Below are 18,426 nucleotides of genomic sequence, written 5' to 3' on the forward strand. Positions count from 1 at the left end.
CGGTTATCCATAAACGAGGGGTAAATTCAGATGCGGTAATAGTAGTCGTTCAGCGCATTGACATACAGTCCGGAATCTTAAAAAAACGTCAATGCAGTGGTGGGTGAAAAGGGCTGCGGGGCAGTATCTCCCCCGCAGCCATCCGGCGTTTAGCGGCGGTTTCTCACCAGCTGATAACGGCGGGTCAGATACTCAACCGGCGCACTCCAGATATGCACCAGACGGCAGAACGGGAACAGCAGGAACAGCGTCATGCCCAGTACCATATGCATGCGATAGATAAACGCGACGCCCTCAAGATGCTGCGATGCACCACCGTGGAAGGTCACCACCGCCTGCGCCCAGCCCACCAGCTTCATCATTTCACTGCCGTCCATATGCTGGGCGGAGAAAGGAATAGTCAGCAGACCCAGCGTGGCCTGAGCCACCAGCAGCGTCAGGATCAAAATGTCGCCGACGCTGCTCGTCGCCCGCACCCGAGGATTGGTCAGACGGCGTTTCAGCAGCAGCGCGCCGCCCGCCAGCGTCATCGCACCAAACAGGCCACCGGCAATCATCGCCAGCTTCTGCTTCACGTCGATCGGCAGGAACGATTCATACATCCAGTGCGGGGTGAGCATCCCGACGATATGACCGAAGAAGATCCCGATGATGCCGATGTGGAACAGGTTAGAGGCAAGCCGCATTCCTTTTTTGTCCAGCATCTGACTGGAACCGGCCCGCCAGCTGTACTGCCCGTAGTCATAGCGCAGCCAGCTCCCGACCAGAAAAACCGTTCCGGCCAGGTAAGGGTAAATATCGAAGAAGAAAGTGTTAATAAAATTCATGCTGATTCTCCTGTGGTGCGCGCCGCCGCCGCGGCGATATCCAGATACTGCGGCGCGACCGCATCGGCGAAGCGACGCTGATGCATCGCCTGCTGCGCCGAGGCGCAGCCCTGTTCGCCGAGAAATTTAATCTGCTCCTCTTCCCAGACCGCATCGAGCGCGGCTGGGGTATCGTCGCGCGCTTCCTGTGCCACCTGTGGCTTGAGGGCCGCAGGATCGACCGCGCTGCCGGACAGCGTCAGTAACACCGTGAACAGGTCAGCATAAGAGCTCTGACGCGCTTCCAGCCGCGCGGCCAGCAACGCCAGGATCGGCACGATGTCGTCCAGCCCCTGACGCGCCGCCTCATTGCTTTTACAGGCGAGATATTCCAGGTAGAGCGGCAGATAATCGGGCAGCTCTTTGCTGTCCAGCTCGAGACCGTCGGCCCGGTACTGTTCCAGCAGATCAACCATCGCCTGACCGCGATCGCGGGACTCTCCGTGCACATGTTCAAACAGCAGCAGCGAGGTGGCGCGGCCGCGATCAAACAGTTCACAGTAGTCAGCCTGTACGTCCAGCAAGGGCCGGGTGCAGAGCTGATTAATAAAGCGCACCAGCCGTGCGCTCTGCTGCAGGTTGAATTCGCTGGCCTCTTCCAGAGCCGCGATCAGATCGGGATAGTGGGTAAACAGCGCCTCGTCCGGATAGTCCAGCAGGCGCGACACAATACGCAGCGTGATCATGAGGCATCCTCCGGACGCGTGGTCTTCCTGCTGACGTCGATGGCATCAATTCGGCGGCTGTTGAACAGGTTAAATTTGCTGTCGCTGCCGTGGCAGCCATCGCCAAAGCTGAAGCCACAGCCTTTGCTTTCCGGGAAGGCTTCACGCGCCAGTTCACGATGACTTGAAGGCACCACAAAGCGATCTTCATAGTTGGCGATCGCCAGATAGCGGTACATCTCCTGCGCCTGTGCTTCGGTCAGACCGACCTGCTCCAGCGCCCGGATATCATGCTCACCCTCCACGCTTTCTGCGCGCTTGTAATGGCGCATCGCCAGCATACGTTTCAGTGCCAGCAGCACCGGCGCGGTGTCGCCCGCGGTCAGCAGGTTCGCCAGGTACTCAACCGGAATGCGCAGGCTTTCCACATCCGGCAGCACGCCGGTGTGCGCCAGCGCCCCGCCATCTACCGCCGACTGAATCGGTGACAGTGGCGGCACATACCAGACCATCGGCAGCGTGCGGTATTCAGGGTGAAGCGGCAGCGCCAGCTTCCACTCCATCGCCATTTTATAAACCGGTGAACGTTGCGCGGCGTCGATCACGCTCTGCGCGACGCCATCTTTCAGTGCCTGGGCGATCACGGCAGGATCGTGGGGATCAAGGAAGATATCCAGCTGGCGCTGATAGAGATCTTTCTCGCTTTCCGCTGCGGCCGCCTGTTCAATGCGATCCGCGTCATAGAGCAGCACGCCAAGATAACGGATACGGCCGACACAGGTTTCCGAGCAGACGGTGGGCTGGCCCGCTTCGATGCGTGGATAACAGAAAATGCATTTTTCTGACTTGCCGCTTTTCCAGTTGAAGTAGATCTTCTTGTACGGACAGCCGGTGAGACACATCCGCCAGCCGCGACATTTATCCTGGTCGATCAGCACGATGCCATCTTCACCGCGCTTGTAGATCGCGCCGCTCGGACAGGTCGCCACGCACGCCGGGTTGAGGCAGTGCTCACACAGGCGTGGCAGGTACATCATGAAGGTGTGCTCAAACTGGCCGTAAATCTCCTTCTGGACGTTGTCGAAGTTCTTATCCTGTGAGCGTTTAGCAAACTCGCCGCCGAGGATCTCTTCCCAGTTCGGGCCGTTTTCGATCTTTTTCATCCGCTGACCGGTGATCAGCGAGCGCGGACGCGCAATCGGCTGATGTTTACCGGCAGGCGCGTTGTGCAGATGCTGATAATCGAAATCGAATGGCTCGTAGTAATCATCCAGCGCAGGCACATCCGGGTTGGCGAAGATCTTCGACAGCAGGCCGACGCGACTGCCCATACGCGGCTCCAGCTTGCCGTTAATCTTACGGATCCAGCCACCCTTCCACTTCTGCTGATCTTCCCAGGCGTGCGGATAGCCGACGCCAGGCTTGCTTTCGACGTTGTTGAACCAGGCGTATTCCATGCCCTCGCGGCTGGTCCAGACGTTTTTACAGGTCACCGAACAGGTGTGGCAGCCGATACATTTGTCGAGGTTCAGCACCATGCCGACCTGTGAACGAATTTTCATGGTTTTACCTCCTGCTGGCTGCCCTGGCAGGCATCGTTGCCTTCCCCATCTAACCAGTTAACGTTGTTCATTTTTCTCACCACCACGAACTCATCGCGGTTAGAGCCGACGGTGCCGTAGTAGTTAAAGCCCCAGGAGAGCTGGGCATAACCGCCGATCATATGGGTCGGTTTCGGACAGGTTCGCGTCACGGAGTTATGGATGCCGCCGCGCTGGCTGGTGATTTCCGAGCCGGGAATATTCACGATGCGTTCCTGAGCGTGGTACATCATGGTCATACCGGCCGGGATACGCTGGCTCACCACCGCACGCGCAGTCAGCGCACCGTTGGCGTTAAACGCCTCGATCCAGTCGTTATCCACGATGCCCAGTTCGCGGGCGTCATCTTCACTCATCCAGACAATCGGTCCGCCACGCGACAGCGTCAGCATCAGCAGGTTGTCACTGTAGGTAGAGTGAATGCCCCACTTCTGATGTGGCGTCAGGAAGTTCAGCGCCTTCTCCGGATTACCGTTGGGTTTGCTGTTCAGCAACGGCTTCGCCGCACGAGTATCAATTGGCGGACGGTAGACCATCAGGCTCTCGCCAAAGGCGCGCATCCACTCATGGTCCTGATAGAGCTGCTGACGGCCGCTCAGGGTTCGCCACGGGATCAGCTCATGAACGTTGGTGTAGCAGGCGTTGTAGGAGACATGTTCATCTTCCAGACCTGACCAGGTCGGGCTGGAGATAATTTTGCGCGGCTGCGCCTGGATATCGCGGAAGCGGATCTTCTCATCTTCTTTGTTCAGCGCCAGATGCGTGTGGTCACGACCGGTAATCGCGCCCAGCGCCTGCCAGGCTTTCACCGCCACCTGACCATTGGTTTCCGGAGCGAGCGCCAGGATCACTTCGGCTGCATCAATCGCCGTGTCAATATTTGGCCGTCCCGCTGCCGGGCCATCCGCTTTGACATAGTTAAGCTGTTTGAGGAAATCGACCTCTTTGCTGGTGTTCCAGCTGATCCCTTTGCCGCCGTTACCCAGGGTATCCAGCAACGGCCCCAGCGAGGTAAAGCGTTCCCAGGTCGCCGGATAGTCGCGTTCCACCACCATGATGTGTGGCGCGGTTTTGCCCGGAATCAGGTCGCACTCGCCTTTTTTCCAGTCTTTGGCTTCAAACGGCTGCGCCAGTTCGGCAGGTGAGTCATGCAACACCGGCAGCGTCACCACATCCGTTTCAACACCTAAATGGCCAGGGCAGAGATCGGAGAAGGCTTTGGCAATGCCTTTGTAGATCTCCCAGTCGCTTTTTGAATCCCAGGCCGGATCGACAGCGGCCGAAAGCGGATGAATAAACGGATGCATATCCGAGGTATTCATATCGTCTTTTTCATACCAGGTGGCGGTTGGCAGCACGACGTCAGAGTAGAGACAGGTGCTCGACATGCGGAAGTCGAGTGTGACCACCAGATCCAGCTTGCCTTCGGCACCCTGATCCAGCCATTCCACTTCTTCGGGTTTCACGCGACCCTGCTGACCTAAATCTTTCCCCTGAATACCGTTTTCGGTGCCCAGCAGATATTTCAGCATGTACTCATGCCCTTTGCCTGAGGAGCCGAGCAGGTTGGAACGCCAGACAAACAGGTTGCGCGGGAAGTTCTGCGGGTTGTCCGGCTGTTCAGCGGCAAACCGGATAGTGCCCTGCTTCAGGCTCTCCACGGTGTAATCCAGCGGTGACTGGCCGGCGGCTTTCGCCTTCGCCGCGATATGCAGCGGGTTGACGTTGAGCTGCGGCGCGGAAGGTAACCAGCCCATGCGTTCGGAACGGACGTTAAGGTCGATCAGGCTGCCGCTGTAGCGGCTTTTGTCCGCCAGCGGTGACAGCAGTTCGCTGGTGGCCAGGGTTTCATAGCGCCACTGACTGGAGTGGTTGTAGAAGAAAGAGGTGCTGTTCATCTGACGTGGCGGACGCTGCCAGTCCAGGCCAAAGGCCAGCGGTGTCCAGCCGGTCTGCGGACGAAGTTTCTCCTGACCGACATAGTGCGCCCAGCCCCCGCCGCTCTGACCGACGCAGCCGCAGAAAATCAGCATGTTCATCAGGCCACGGTAGTTCATGTCCATGTGATACCAGTGGTTCATACCGGCACCGACGATGATCATTGAGCGGCCACGGGTTTTTTCAGCGTTTTCGGCAAATTCGCGGGCAATGCGGATGATGTTCTGACGGGAAACGCCCGTAATCTGCTCTGCCCAGGCCGGGCTGTAGGCTTTAATCTCGTCATAGCTTTGCGCGCAGTTGGCATCATCCAGACCACGAGCCAGACCATAGTTCGCCAGCGTCAGATCGTAGACGCTGGTAACCAGCGCTTCACTGCCATCCGCCAGCTGCAGGCGTTTCACCGGCAGCTTGTGCAGCAGAATCTCATCCAGCGCGACGCTGTTAAAATGCTCGTGGGTGATGCCGCCAAAGTAAGGGAAACCGACCTCAACCACCTCATCGTGGCTGCCGAGCAGGCTGAGCTGCAGCTCCACTTCTTTTTGCGACAGGCCGTCGCGCTGCTCCAGGTTCCATTTGCCTTTTTCACCCCAGCGGAAGCCGATAGAGCCCTGCGGGGCAATCAATTCACCGGTCGCCTGATCCAGCGCCACGGTTTTCCACTCCGGATTATTCTCCTGACCCAGACCATCCACCAGATCGCTGGCACGCAGCTGACGGCCTGCGGCGTAGTAACCGCCCTCGCGTGGCTCCAGCATGACCAGCATCGGCATATCGGTGTAGCGGCGCACGTAGTCGCGGAAATAGCCGACTTCGCGATCAAGATGGAACTCTTTCAGCATCACATGGCCCATCGCCAGCGCCATCGCGCTGTCGGTGCCCTGCTTCGGACTCAGCCACTGGTCACACAGCTTCGCGACTTCGGCATAGTCCGGGGTAATGGCCACGGTTTTTGTCCCTTTATAGCGGACCTCCGTGAAGAAGTGCGCATCCGGGGTACGGGTCTGCGGCACGTTCGAGCCCCAGGCAATAATGTATGAGGAGTTGTACCAGTCGGCCGATTCCGGCACGTCGGTCTGCTCGCCCCAGGTCATCGGTGACGCTGGCGGCAGATCGCAATACCAGTCATAGAAGCTCAGGCAGGTTCCGCCGATCAGTGACAGGTAACGTGCGCCCGCAGCGTAGGAGACCATCGACATCGCCGGAATCGGCGAGAATCCCATAATACGGTCAGGGCCGTAGGTCTTCGCGGTGCAGATGTTCGCAGCAGCGATCATCTCGTTCACTTCCTGCCAGCTGGAACGCACAAAGCCACCGCGTCCGCGCGCCTGCTTATAGCTTTTCGCTTTCTCTGGATTGCTGATGATGGATGCCCAGGCCTCTACCGGATCGCTGTGCTGCGCTTTCGCGTCGCGCCACAGCTGGATCAGCTTCTTACGCATCAGCGGATACTTCAGGCGGTTAGCGCTGTAGAGATACCAGGAGTAGCTGGCTCCGCGTGGGCAGCCGCGCGGCTCATGGTTGGGCAGATCGGGACGGGTACGTGGATAGTCGGTCTGCTGGGTCTCCCAGGTGACCAGTCCATTTTTGACGTAGATTTTCCAGCTGCAGGAGCCGGTACAGTTAACACCGTGGGTAGAGCGCACAACTTTATCGTGCTGCCAGCGGCTGCGGTAGCCATCTTCCCAGTCGCGGTTGCTGTTTAAGGTCTGCCCATGCTGGCCGGAAAAAGGCTCAGCCAGCTGTTTGAAATAACGAAATCGATCAAGAAACTTGCTCATCCGGAATACTCCTGAAGGCCTGGTATGACATTGCTGACTCTGCATCTGTCGCGACACAGAAAGTAAAATGGTGCCGGTGCGCCACACCGGCTTTGTCGTTATCAGGCGCGGGCTTTTCGTCCGTAAACCAGCCAGGTCACGGCGATGCAGCAGAGATAAAAGACCAGGAAGATTTTCATCGCGCCAGCGGGTGAACCGGTCATGGCGAGCGACAGGCCAAAGGTCTGTGGAATAAAGAAGCCGCCCAGTGCGCCAATAGCGGAGATAAAGCCCAGCGCAGCCGAGGTTTCTGTCGCCGCTTCACGCTGCGCATGCGCATCGTCGCCACCTTCAGCTTTAATACGTTCCAGCGTCAGCTTGCGGAAGATCACCGCAATCATCTGGTAGGTGGAGCCACTGCCCAGACCGGCAGTCAGAAACAGGCCCATAAACACCGCGAAGAAGGCGATAAACGAGCCATCATGTCCGTCCCCCGGCAGCGTGAGAAACAGCAGCGCGGCAAACAGCGCCATCAGGATGTAGTTGACCAGTGTGACGCGGGTTCCGCCGAGGCGGTCAGATATGATGCCGCCTGCTGAACGGGCCAGCGCGCCAATCAACGGACCGAAAAAGGCGTAATGCATAATCACGACATCAGGAAATTGCGTCTTCGTCAGCATGGCAAAACCGGCAGAGAAACCAATAAAGGAACCAAAGGTCGCCAGATAGAGCAGCGCCATGACCCACAGGTGTGGACGTTTCAGCACCGGCAACTGCTCACGCAGCGAGGATTTCGCCGCCGCGAGATCGTTCATGCCGAACCAGGCTGCCAGCGTGCCGATTGCCAGGAACGGCACCCAGATCCAGGCCGCATTTTCCAGCCAGAGGCTGTCGCCGGTGACGGTGGTATGGCCCACATCAGCAAAACCAAAGATGGCGCAGGAGATCGCCAGCGGCGCGACAAACTGCATGACGCTCACGCCAAGATTACCGAGGCCGCCGTTGATGCCCAGCGCGCCGCCCTGGCGGGCTTTGGGAAAGAAGAAGCTGATGTTGCCCATGCTTGACGCGAAGTTAGCGCCACCAAATCCGCACAGCAGGGAGATCACCATAAATGTCGCGAATGAGGTCTGGCTGTCCTGTACCGCAAAGCCGAGCCACAGGCAGGGAATGATCAGGATACCGGTGCTGAAGGCGGTCCAGCGGCGGCCACCAAAGATGGGGATCACAAAAGAGTAAGGCACACGCAGCAGCGCGCCGGACACCGACGGCAGCGCGGTCAGCAAAAAGAGCTGCTCCGTAGTGAAGTTAAAGCCGACTTTATTCAGGTTAACCGCGACGGTGCTGAACAGCATCCAGACGCAGAAGCCCAGCAGCAGGCAAAAAACAGAAATCCACAGATTACGGCTGGCGATACGCTTGCCGCGCGTCTGCCAGAACGCCTCGTTTTCCGGTTGCCAGTCCTGGATTAATGCGCCGCGCGTCGGGGTTTGCAGTGGGGCAGATTGGGTCATAAATCTCTCATCAGCAGAATAATAATTGTGCATATCCTGCGCATCCGGCCTGGCGGCTTGCTTGATACAAATCAACGGCAATGCAGGTTACAAAGGCGTGGCAATCTCTGATCATCCCGGTTAAGTAGTTAACTGAATGCAGATAATCCTTATAAATCATGCGGTTTAATTACTGCTGCGAACCCCTTCAGCAAAAGGGCATCTGAATGGAAATAAAGGAGTAGTCCTTTGGGGGTATATAGCGACCCCGCTTCACCGGTAAGATAGGCACCTTCGCCCGCACAGGGCTGGCGTACAGGACAGGAAAGATTGTGACGGCAGAGAAATTTACGCTCTTATTAATCGATGACCACCCCATGCTGCGCAACGGGCTGAAACAGCTGATTGCGCTGGATGAACGACTGCAGGTGGTGGCCGAAGCGGGTAACGGCATTGATGGTCTGGCGCTGGCACAACAGCACGATCCCGACCTGATCCTGCTGGATCTTAATATGCCGGGTCTGAACGGGCTGGATACCCTGACCCAGCTGCGCGAAATCGCCCTTTCTGGCCGCGTGGTGGTGTTCAGCGTTTCCGATAATGAAGAGGATGTGGTCAGCGCACTGAAGCGCGGCGCGGATGGTTATCTGCTGAAAGATATGGAACCGGAAGCCTTGCTGAAAGCGCTGCATCAGGCGGCCGCCGGGCAGATCGTACTTAGCGAAGCGTTAACCCCGATTCTGGTTGCGCGGTTGCGCGAATCGCAGCCTGCACAGACGCGCGATATCAGCCAACTAACCCGACGTGAACGCGACATCCTGCAACTGATCAGCGATGGAATGACCAATAAAGCCATTGCCCGCAAACTGGACATCAGTGAAAGCACGGTTAAGGTTCACGTCAAATATCTGCTGAAAAAAATGAACCTCAAGTCCCGCCTTGAAGCCGCCGTCTGGGCGCTGCAGAACGGGCTGCACTGAGCATTTTTCTTCTGCTGTGCGCTCTGGTGCCGCTCCGCACACCGTAAACTGACGCAGAAATCGCGAGCCGCCTCGCAGCACCGCGCCAGAGTAATGAAAAACGCCACTTTTCTGTCGCCAGCCGTCGCCACATTTGCCAGGATGCCTGTCAGGTTACACCCGGTCAGGATCAGGACGTTTATCAGGCTGGCATATGCCCTGCCCTATTCGTTATCATCTGGTTATCCTGCGTGCCTGGAATCCCTTTCGGTTTCATGGGCGTTGACCGCCAGAAATTTACCGCATTAAAGATGAGTTAAAACCTTATGCAAGAGCCAACCGAAAAGGACTTTCCTTCCCATACGCCCATGATGCAGCAGTACCTGCGCCTCAAGGCGGAGCATCCTGATATTCTGCTGTTTTACCGGATGGGTGACTTCTACGAGCTGTTTTATGACGACGCCAAACGCGCCTCGCAGCTGCTGGAGATTTCACTTACCAAACGCGGGGCGTCCGCGGGCGAACCGATCCCGATGGCGGGTGTGCCCTATCATGCGGTTGAAGGCTATCTGGCTAAGCTGGTGCAGCTGGGCGAATCGGTTGCCATCTGTGAGCAGATAGGCGATCCGGCGCTGAGCAAAGGCCCGGTGGAGCGCAAAGTGGTGCGCATCGTAACACCCGGCACCATCAGTGATGAGGCGCTGTTGCAGGAGCGGCATGACAATCTGCTGGCGGCGATTGTGCAAAGTCCGCGCGGTTTTGGCTACGCCACGCTGGATATCAGCTCAGGCCGTTTTCGCTTAAGCGAACCGGCGGATGCTGAAACCATGGCGGCAGAGCTGCAGCGCACCAACCCCGCCGAGCTGCTCTATCCCGAGGATTTTCAGGCAATGTCGCTGATCGATCAGCGTCGTGGCCTGCGCCGTCGTCCGCTGTGGGAGTTTGAGATCGATACCGCGCGCCAGCAGCTGAACCTGCAGTTTGGCACCCGCGACCTCAATGGCTTCGGCGTGGAGAACGCGCACCTCGGGCTGAGCGCGGCGGGCTGCCTGCTGCAATATGTCAAAGATACCCAGCGCACCACGCTGCCCCATATCCGCTCGCTGAGCATGGAGCGGCAGCAGGACAGCATCATCATGGATGCCGCCACCCGCCGTAATCTGGAGATCACCCAGAACCTGGCAGGCGGCACCGACAATACCTTAGCGGCCGTGCTGGATAAAACCGTCACGCCAATGGGCAGCCGGATGCTGAAGCGCTGGCTGCATATGCCGCTGCGCGATGTGCGCATCATTAACCAGCGTCAGGAGTCGATTGCTGAGCTGCAGAATCTCAGCGAAGTCCTGCAACCGGTGCTGCGTCAGGTTGGCGATCTGGAACGTATCCTGGCGCGACTCGCACTGCGCACCGCCCGTCCGCGCGATCTGGCCCGCATGCGCCATGCGTTTCAGCAACTGCCAGAACTGAACCAGCTGCTGGCCGACGTAAAAGCGCCACAGCTACAAAAGCTGCGCACGCAGATGGGCGAATTCACCGCACTACGCGAGCTGCTGGAGCAGGCGGTGATTGAGTCACCGCCGGTGCTGATTCGTGACGGCGGCGTGATCGCGCCCGGCTACAATGCAGAGCTGGATGAGTGGCGCGCGCTGGCCGATGGCGCAACCGACTATCTGGACCGGCTGGAGATCCGCGAACGCGAGAAGCTGGGACTGGATACGCTGAAGGTCGGCTTTAACGGTGTGCATGGCTATTACATCCAGGTCAGCCGTGGCCAGAGCCATCAGGTGCCGATGCACTATGTCCGTCGTCAGACGCTGAAAAATGCTGAACGCTACATCATCCCGGAACTGAAAGAGTACGAAGACAAAGTCCTCACCTCGAAGGGCAAAGCGCTGTCGCTGGAGAAAAGCCTGTATGAGGCGCTGTTCGATCAGCTGCTGCCGCACCTTGAAGCGCTGCAGCTGAGTGCCGCCGCGCTGGCCGAACTGGACGTATTGAGCAACCTGGCCGAACGTGCCTGGACCCTGAACTATTGCCGTCCGGTGCTGCAGGATAAAGCCGGAATTAAAATCAGCGGCGGTCGCCATCCGGTGGTTGAGCAGGTTCTGAAAGAGCCGTTTATTGCTAACCCGCTATCACTGGCACCACAGCGCAGAATGCTGATCATTACCGGTCCCAACATGGGCGGTAAAAGTACCTATATGCGACAGGCGGCACTGATTGCACTGATGGCATGGATCGGCAGTTTTGTTCCTGCTGATGAGACGCTGATTGGCCCGCTGGATCGCATCTTTACCCGCGTCGGTGCAGCTGACGATCTCGCCTCCGGGCGCTCGACCTTTATGGTGGAGATGACCGAGACCGCTAACATCCTCCACAACGCCACTGAAAACAGTCTGGTGCTGATGGATGAGATTGGACGCGGCACCTCGACCTACGACGGTTTATCGCTGGCCTGGGCCTGTGCTGAAAACCTGGCGAACCGCATCAAGGCAATGACACTGTTTGCCACTCACTACTTCGAGCTGACAACATTGCCGGAAAAAATGGAAGGCGTGGTCAACGTTCATCTGGATGCGGTTGAGCATGGCGACACCATCGCCTTTATGCACAGCGTTCAGGAAGGGGCTGCAAGCAAGAGTTATGGTCTGGCCGTCGCCGCGCTGGCCGGCGTGCCTAAAGAGGTGATCAAGCGGGCGCGGAACAAGCTGAAAGAGCTGGAGACCGTTTCAAACCACTCGGCATCATCAACGGTAGATGGTTCTCAGCTGCCGCTGCTGGTTGAAGAGACCTCACCAGCGGTGGAGGCGCTTGAGGCGCTGGATCCGGATACGTTGACACCGCGTCAGGCACTTGACTGGATTTATCGGCTTAAATCGCTGGTGTGATAGCACGCCGTATCGTGTAAAAGCACGGTGCGGCACTGGCATTTCTTTGTAAATCACTTTTCTGCAGGCATAAAAAAAACGGTGGTTTTCACCACCGCTTTTTGCATTCGAACTCAGACCATCTTACAGACGATTATTCACGAAACAGTGCTTCAATGTTGAGACCCTGCGCCTGCAGGATTTCGCGCAGACGGCGCAAACCTTCAACCTGAATCTGACGTACACGCTCACGGGTTAAGCCGATTTCACGACCCACATCCTCAAGCGTTGCCGCTTCATAGCCCAACAGGCCGAAACGACGCGCCAGCACTTCACGCTGCTTGGCGTTCAGTTCGAACAGCCACTTGACGATGCTTTGTTTCATATCATCGTCCTGCGTGGTGTCTTCCGGGCCGTTATCTTTCTCATCGGCCAGAATATCCAGCAGCGCTTTTTCAGAATCACCGCCTAATGGCGTATCAACTGAGGTAATGCGTTCGTTGAGACGTAACATACGGCTTACGTCATCAACCGGTTTATCAAGCTGCTCGGCGATCTCTTCCGCACTTGGCTCATGGTCAAGCTTGTGGGAAAGTTCACGCGCGGTACGCAGATAAACATTCAGTTCTTTAACAATGTGAATCGGCAGACGAATGGTACGGGTTTGATTCATGATCGCCCGTTCAATAGTCTGACGAATCCACCAGGTGGCGTACGTCGAGAAACGGAACCCACGCTCCGGGTCAAATTTCTCTACGGCGCGAATCAGGCCGAGGTTACCTTCTTCAATCAGGTCCAGCAGTGCTAAACCACGATTGCTGTAACGACGGGCGATTTTCACCACCAGGCGTAAGTTACTTTCGATCATGCGACGACGGGAAGGGATATCACCCCGCAATGCACGGCGAGCGAAGAAAACTTCTTCCTCTGCCGTTAACAACGGAGAATAGCCAATCTCCCCAAGATAGAGCTGCGTCGCATCTAATACACGCTGCGTCGCACCCTGTGATAGCAACTCTTCTTCCGCTACGTCGCTATCACTGGCTTCATTTTCAACAAGGGCCTTCTCGTCAAAAATTTCAGCTCCGTTCTCATCGAATTCCGCGTTCTCATGTAACTCGTTTACTTTCAGCGTATTCTGGCTCATAAGCGGCTCCTACCCGTGATTCCAGGGCAGAACATAAAAAGGGTTTGTTCTGCCGGATTATCGCTGCGGTAAATAACGCAACGGGTTTACGGATTTCCCCTTGTAACGAATTTCAAAGTGTAATCTGACTGAACTGGTTCCGGTGCTACCCATGGTAGCGATTTTTTGCCCCGCCTTAACTTCCTGTTGTTCCCGAACCAGCATTGTATCGTTGTGGGCGTAGGCGCTCAGGTAATCATCGTTGTGTTTAATGATGATTAAATTACCGTAACCCCGGAGTGCGTTACCTGCGTAAACCACTCGTCCTGAAGCAGTGGCAACCACAGATTGTCCGCGCGTCCCGGCGATATCGATACCTTTATTGCCACCTTCGGCGGCAGAGAAGTTATCGATAATCTTCCCGTCAGTCGGCCAGCGCCAGCTTCCGACCGGCGTTGAACTGTTGGTAGTACTGCTAACCGTTGGGGGTGCGGTAACCACCGGAGCTGTTGTCGTTGCAACATTTGCTCCTTTCGAAGGCAACAATTTGCTGCCACCCGAATTACCTGAATCATCAGAATACGTAATAACAGGTTGCTGTGCAACAGCAGGCGATTTAATTTGTGGCGCCGCCGGAACGCCGCCCTGCGTTGCATCAGCAACGGTAATGGGATTGCCACCGGTAATCGGCTGACCCGACCCGTTACCAATCTGTAAAGTCTGACCCACATTCAGGCTGTATGGCGCAGCAACGTTGTTGCGCTGGGCTAAATCACGAAAATCATTGCCGGTAATCCAGGCAATATAAAACAAGGTGTCTCCGCGCTTAACGGTATACGTTTCACCGGAGTAGCTACCCTTAGGAATATTCTGGTAACTGCGGTTGTACACGATCCGGCCGTTCTGCGTCTCAACATTACTGTTGGTACTAACCATTCCGCCATTGCTGGGGACGGATGCTGAATTTCTGCTTAACATTTGTCCCTGAGACGGCGCGGCAGGCACACCACCCGAAACCGGGCCTGCGCCAGCCTGGCTGTTCATCATGCCGCCATCATCGCCAACGCGGCTGATCGGTGCCTGTGAGTTGTCGCCAGAGCTGCAGCCTGCCAGCCAGAATCCTACCAGTGAAAGTGCCGCCAGACGGCGTAACTGAAAAAGTGTGCTTCCCGTGCTCATTAATCCCCCGTGATGGCAACGCTGATCTATCTGTTTCACTGTACCCGCCAGCAGAATGCTCTGCGCGGCGCGATAAAATCTGTGTTTTCGTTGAATGAACTGGATAGTAACAATATCAACCAGGTGGTGCCATGAAACAGTTGTGAAGAAATACGAAGAGCGTCAGGCGAGATCGCCCTGTACGAGCGGAACAAAACGCACCGGTTCAATGATCTCTTCCGTGACCTCTTCGCCCTGACGGCGCAGGCGCTTCAGTACCTGCTGATCTTCGCCAACCGGCAGCACCATAATGCCGCCTTCTGCCAGTTGTGCTATCAGCGCAATCGGAATTTCCGGTGGAGCGGCGGTAACAATGATGGCATCGAACGGACCGCGAGATGGCCAGCCCTGCCAGCCATCGCCATGGCGGGTTGATACATTATGCAGATCCAGCTGTTTCAGACGGCGTTTGGCCTGCCATTGCAGCCCTTTGATGCGTTCCACTGAATAGACATGGTCGACCAGATGGGCAAGAATCGCTGTCTGATACCCGGAACCCGTACCAATCTCCAGTACACGCGAATGCGGATTCAGCCCCAGCAACGCGGTCATCCGCGCGACCATATAAGGCTGTGAAATCGTCTGACCGGAGCCGATAGGCAAGGCCACATTGTCCCAGGCTTTATGCTCAAACGCCTCGTCGATAAACCGTTCGCGCGGCACCTCGCTGATGGCTTTCAGCAGGTTTTCATCATCAATACCCTGCTGACGCAGTTGTGACAGCAGTGTCTCAATACGCCGATTCACCATGCCAGGTTCACCTCAGCTTTAGCCAGCCAGTCACTAAGCACGTTCTGCGCGCTGTGTGCCGTTAAATCGACATGCAGTGCGGTGACAGAAACGTAACCCTGATCCACGGCGGCAAAGTCCGTATCCGGGCCCGCATCCAGTTTTTCGCCCGGCGGGCCAATCCAGTAGAGGGTATTGCCACGCGGATCCTGCTGCGCAATCACCTGATCCGCCGGATGGCGACTGCCACAACGCGTCACGCGGATGCCTTTGAGTTCGGTCAGCGGCAGATCGGGGACATTGATGTTGAGAATGCGGCCGGTGCGCAGCGGTTCATGCGTCAGCGCCCTGAGGATCGCGCAGGTCACCGCTGCCGCGGTGGCATAGTGCTGATGGCCGTTAAGTGAAACCGCTATCGCCGGTAAACCAAGATGCCGCCCTTCCATCGCCGCCGCCACCGTGCCGGAGTAGATGACATCATCGCCCAGATTGGGGCCGGCGTTGATGCCTGACACGACAATATCGGGACGCGGCTGCATCAGCGCATTCACCCCCAGATAGACGCAATCGGTCGGGGTACCCATCTGAACCGCGATATCGCCGTTTTCAAGGGTGAAAGTACGCAGGGGTGTTTCCAGCGTTAAGGAGTTAGAGGCACCGCTTCGGTTACGATCGGGAGCAACAACCTGCACGTCAGCAATCTGCCGCAGAGCGTTTGCCAGAGTCTGAATGCCTGGCGCATGAATGCCGTCATCGTTGCTGAGCAATATCCGCATTTCGTTCTGACCTTTTTTTATTCGACTGGTCGCCGTGACTGGACCTGTTTGAACGGCATGGCAACAGGTGATGAATGGACAGCGATTTTTGCATTCTAGCGAGGCACGCAAGGAAGTGGTAGGCGTAAATCACACGACGGTGGGGGTTTGCCGCAACATTACCCACAAGTCGGGTCATGTTGCAGCGAAGATTACTCATCAGGCTGATCGGGCGAATCCGTTTGAGTCAGCAGCTCCCGGACCACGCTGGTGGCAAAGCTGCCCGCAGGCAGCCAGAACGACAGTTCCAGCGTGACGTCATCCCACCAGCCCCACTGCATATCGCGCGGCACCACCAGCATAGCGCGGCGGGCAGCATCGACCTTCTCACGTTCGATCAATCCCAGCAGCAGCGACTCATCCGCCAGCGCCTGCTGTTCAAAGGCCAGCGCGTCAGCCTGCGGGCCAGGCTGGCCGCGTCCCGGCAGCGGCGCGGTAATGCGCAGCTCATGCTGTTCAACCCGGCGCTGTGACTCTGCCAGTTCATCAGGCTGGGCGACAAACCAGCTGCCACGGCCAGTCAGCTGCAAAGCATCGCCATTGAGTACCTGCGTCAGGCTGCCCTGCTGTTGCAGACGCGCGCTGGTCACCTGATTAAACAGCGCACTGCGTGCGGCAGAGAGCATCAGGCTGCGTTTGTTGCGGTCGCGAATAATAATCTCATTGCGCGCCCACTTCTCCGCCATCACCAGGTTATTGCCGCCGCGCCCAAAACGCTGTTCACCAAAATAGTTGGGCGCGCCCGCATCGCGAACCTGCACCAGACGTGTTTCAACCGCATCGCGGTCGCTGATCTGGCGGATAACCAGCCGGAACGCATTCCCCGCCAGTGCGCCGATGCGCAGCTTACGCTTGTGACGCACCACCTGCAAAATATCGACGCCCTCAAGCGAAAAACCACGCAGATCGGGCATCGCATTACCTGGCAGACGGAAACAGAGGGTCTGCTCCGTGACCGCATGGCGGTCTTTCATTCCGGCATAGCTCATGTCGCGCTGATGAATACCAAGATACTTAGCCAGCGCCTCCGCCACAAAGCGGGTATTGGCCCCGACTTTACGGATGCGCACCAGCAGATGCTCACCTTCCCCATCCGCGCCATATCCGAGGTCTTCCACCACCACGAAATCTTCCGGGTTGGCTTTGATCACGCCAGAAGCGACGGGCGTGCCGTGCAGGTAATTCAGCGTCATTGGCTGTCAGCTTTCAGGACTAACGCGACCGCTTCACAGGCGATGCCTTCGCCGCGTCCGGTAAAGCCGAGCTTCTCGGTGGTGGTCGCTTTGACGTTGACTGCATCCATGTGGCAGCCTAAGTCTTCTGCAATGTTGATACGCATCTGTGGCACGTGCGGCAGCATTTTCGGTGCCTGAGCAATAATCGTGACGTCGACATTACCGATACGATAGCCTTTGGCTTCGATACGACGCCAGGCCTCACGCAGCAGGCCGCGGCTGTCCGCCCCTTTAAAGGCCGGATCGGTGTCGGGAAACAGCTTGCCGATATCGCCCATCGCTACTGCGCCCAGCAGCGCGTCAGTCAGCGCATGCAGCGCCACATCGCCATCCGAATGGGCGATAAAACCGTGTTCAAACGGGATCCGCACACCGCCAATCACTAACGGACCTTCTCCGCCAAAGGCGTGAACGTCAAAACCGTGACCGATACGCATCATGCGCTCTCCTTTAATTGAATCTGACTCAGATAAAAAGCCGCCAGCGCCAGATCTTCTGGCCGGGTGACTTTGATGTTATCACTGCGTCCGCTGACTAACAGCGGATGGTAGCCGCAATACTCCAGCGCCGAGGCTTCATCGGTGATGGTCGCGCCTTCTGTCAGCGCCCGCGTCAGGCAGGCGGTAAGCAGCGCATGAGGGAAAAATTGCGGCGTTAAGGCGTGCCAGAGATCGTCACGTTCTACGGTATGGGCCACTGCCGCTTTGCCCGGCTCGCCCCGCTTCATGGTGTCACGCACGGGCGCAGCCAGAATTCCGCCTACGTGGCTCTGTTCGCGCACGTTGAGCAGTTGCTGGAGATCGTCGGGATGCAGACAGGGACGCGCAGCGTCATGCACCAGCACCCAGGCGGAACCCTGTGCGGCCTGCAGTCCGGCCAGCACCGATTCGGCACGGGTTTCTCCGCCTGTCACCCTGAGCACACGCGGATCGCGCGCCAGCGGCAGGGAAGCAAAGTGCTCGTCATCGGGGCTGAGGGCAACAATCACCTGTCTGATGGCGGGATGGGAAAACAGACGTGCAATGCTGTGTTCCAGAAGGGTGTGCTGACCAATTGTCAGATACTGCTTCGGACAGGTTGCCTGCATGCGGCTGCCAATCCCGGCAGCGGGCACCACGGCAATCACATCCGCAAGGGAGGCCAGAGTGTTCATG

14 protein-coding genes are annotated in these 18,426 nt (G+C 57.3%); 2 read left to right on the top strand and 12 right to left on the bottom strand.

Annotated features, from left to right (window positions below; all coding sequences use genetic code 11):
* Window positions 1-149 precede the first annotated feature (149 nt).
* From narI to FA92_RS13955, 5 genes are all read right to left on the bottom strand, one after another.
* The gene (gene narI / locus FA92_RS13935) at window positions 150-827 is read right to left on the bottom strand and encodes a respiratory nitrate reductase subunit gamma (RefSeq protein ID WP_013358834.1); all 678 of its coding nucleotides are present in this window, start codon (window positions 825-827) and stop codon (window positions 150-152) included.
* Window positions 824-1,552 (bottom strand): nitrate reductase molybdenum cofactor assembly chaperone, encoded by a 729-nt coding sequence (gene narJ, locus FA92_RS13940; RefSeq protein ID WP_033783956.1) that lies wholly within the window; start codon window positions 1,550-1,552, stop codon window positions 824-826. The genes narI and narJ overlap by 4 nt, the downstream gene beginning before the upstream one ends.
* Window positions 1,549-3,093 carry a nitrate reductase subunit beta gene (gene narH / locus FA92_RS13945; protein ID WP_033783957.1) on the bottom strand — a complete coding sequence of 515 codons (1,545 nt, stop codon included), beginning with the start codon at window positions 3,091-3,093 and terminating at the stop codon, window positions 1,549-1,551. Before narH ends, narJ begins: the two co-directional genes overlap by 4 nt.
* Entirely contained in the window at window positions 3,090-6,851 is a 3,762-nt protein-coding gene (locus tag FA92_RS13950; RefSeq protein ID WP_033783958.1) for a nitrate reductase subunit alpha, read from the bottom strand. The genes narH and FA92_RS13950 overlap by 4 nt, the downstream gene beginning before the upstream one ends.
* Before the next feature lie 101 nt (window positions 6,852-6,952).
* Window positions 6,953-8,344: a NarK family nitrate/nitrite MFS transporter gene (locus FA92_RS13955; protein WP_033783959.1), complete on the bottom strand. Its 1,392-nt coding sequence runs from the start codon at window positions 8,342-8,344 to the stop codon at window positions 6,953-6,955.
* Between the two features lie 311 nt (window positions 8,345-8,655).
* On the opposite strand from FA92_RS13955, the gene narL reads away from it, so the two are divergent.
* Entirely contained in the window at window positions 8,656-9,303 is a 648-nt protein-coding gene (gene narL, locus FA92_RS13960) for a two-component system response regulator NarL (RefSeq protein ID WP_081917160.1), read from the top strand.
* A 305-nt stretch (window positions 9,304-9,608) separates the two neighbouring features.
* The gene (gene mutS, locus FA92_RS13965) at window positions 9,609-12,170 is read left to right on the top strand and encodes a DNA mismatch repair protein MutS (RefSeq protein ID WP_033783961.1); all 2,562 of its coding nucleotides are present in this window, start codon (window positions 9,609-9,611) and stop codon (window positions 12,168-12,170) included.
* A gap of 133 nt (window positions 12,171-12,303) precedes the next feature.
* Here mutS and rpoS read toward each other — a convergent pair whose 3' ends face one another.
* The 7 genes from rpoS to ispD form a co-directional block, all read right to left on the bottom strand.
* Window positions 12,304-13,296: an RNA polymerase sigma factor RpoS gene (rpoS, locus tag FA92_RS23340; protein WP_009086923.1), complete on the bottom strand. Its 993-nt coding sequence runs from the start codon at window positions 13,294-13,296 to the stop codon at window positions 12,304-12,306.
* A gap of 57 nt (window positions 13,297-13,353) precedes the next feature.
* Window positions 13,354-14,454, bottom strand: a complete 1,101-nt coding sequence (gene nlpD, locus FA92_RS23345; RefSeq protein WP_013358860.1) for a murein hydrolase activator NlpD — start codon at window positions 14,452-14,454, stop codon at window positions 13,354-13,356.
* A 162-nt stretch (window positions 14,455-14,616) separates the two neighbouring features.
* The gene (locus FA92_RS13980; RefSeq protein ID WP_013358862.1) at window positions 14,617-15,243 is read right to left on the bottom strand and encodes a protein-L-isoaspartate(D-aspartate) O-methyltransferase; all 627 of its coding nucleotides are present in this window, start codon (window positions 15,241-15,243) and stop codon (window positions 14,617-14,619) included.
* Window positions 15,237-15,998: a 5'/3'-nucleotidase SurE gene (gene surE, locus FA92_RS13985; protein WP_033783962.1), complete on the bottom strand. Its 762-nt coding sequence runs from the start codon at window positions 15,996-15,998 to the stop codon at window positions 15,237-15,239. Before surE ends, FA92_RS13980 begins: the two co-directional genes overlap by 7 nt.
* A 191-nt stretch (window positions 15,999-16,189) precedes the next feature.
* Window positions 16,190-17,230: a tRNA pseudouridine(13) synthase TruD gene (truD, locus tag FA92_RS13990; RefSeq protein ID WP_033783963.1), complete on the bottom strand. Its 1,041-nt coding sequence runs from the start codon at window positions 17,228-17,230 to the stop codon at window positions 16,190-16,192.
* On the bottom strand, window positions 17,227-17,709 hold the full coding sequence (ispF, locus tag FA92_RS13995) for a 2-C-methyl-D-erythritol 2,4-cyclodiphosphate synthase (protein ID WP_008927107.1): 483 nt from the start codon (window positions 17,707-17,709) through the stop codon (window positions 17,227-17,229). Before ispF ends, truD begins: the two co-directional genes overlap by 4 nt.
* Window positions 17,709-18,425: a 2-C-methyl-D-erythritol 4-phosphate cytidylyltransferase gene (gene ispD / locus FA92_RS14000; RefSeq protein WP_033783964.1), complete on the bottom strand. Its 717-nt coding sequence runs from the start codon at window positions 18,423-18,425 to the stop codon at window positions 17,709-17,711. Before ispD ends, ispF begins: the two co-directional genes overlap by 1 nt.
* Window position 18,426: the final 1 nt, after the last annotated feature.

This window comes from Pantoea sp. 9140, assembly GCF_000745295.1.
GTDB lineage: Bacteria > Pseudomonadota > Gammaproteobacteria > Enterobacterales > Enterobacteriaceae > Pantoea > Pantoea vagans.

Bases quoted from the DNA above. Each gene is read 5' to 3' on its own strand.
- narI (WP_013358834.1), bottom strand. From the start codon at position 827: ATGAATTTTATTAACACTTTCTTCTTCGATATTTACCCTTACCTGGCC.
- narJ (WP_033783956.1), bottom strand. From the start codon at position 1,552: ATGATCACGCTGCGTATTGTGTCGCGCCTGCTGGACTATCCGGACGAG.
- narH (WP_033783957.1), bottom strand. From the start codon at position 3,093: ATGAAAATTCGTTCACAGGTCGGCATGGTGCTGAACCTCGACAAATGT.
- FA92_RS13950 (WP_033783958.1), bottom strand. From the start codon at position 6,851: ATGAGCAAGTTTCTTGATCGATTTCGTTATTTCAAACAGCTGGCTGAG.
- FA92_RS13955 (WP_033783959.1), bottom strand. From the start codon at position 8,344: ATGACCCAATCTGCCCCACTGCAAACCCCGACGCGCGGCGCATTAATC.
- mutS (WP_033783961.1), top strand. From the start codon at position 9,609: ATGCAAGAGCCAACCGAAAAGGACTTTCCTTCCCATACGCCCATGATG.
- rpoS (WP_009086923.1), bottom strand. From the start codon at position 13,296: ATGAGCCAGAATACGCTGAAAGTAAACGAGTTACATGAGAACGCGGAA.
- nlpD (WP_013358860.1), bottom strand. From the start codon at position 14,454: ATGAGCACGGGAAGCACACTTTTTCAGTTACGCCGTCTGGCGGCACTT.
- FA92_RS13980 (WP_013358862.1), bottom strand. From the start codon at position 15,243: ATGGTGAATCGGCGTATTGAGACACTGCTGTCACAACTGCGTCAGCAG.
- surE (WP_033783962.1), bottom strand. From the start codon at position 15,998: ATGCGGATATTGCTCAGCAACGATGACGGCATTCATGCGCCAGGCATT.
- truD (WP_033783963.1), bottom strand. From the start codon at position 17,230: ATGACGCTGAATTACCTGCACGGCACGCCCGTCGCTTCTGGCGTGATC.
- ispF (WP_008927107.1), bottom strand. From the start codon at position 17,709: ATGCGTATCGGTCACGGTTTTGACGTTCACGCCTTTGGCGGAGAAGGT.
- ispD (WP_033783964.1), bottom strand. From the start codon at position 18,425: ATGAACACTCTGGCCTCCCTTGCGGATGTGATTGCCGTGGTGCCCGCT.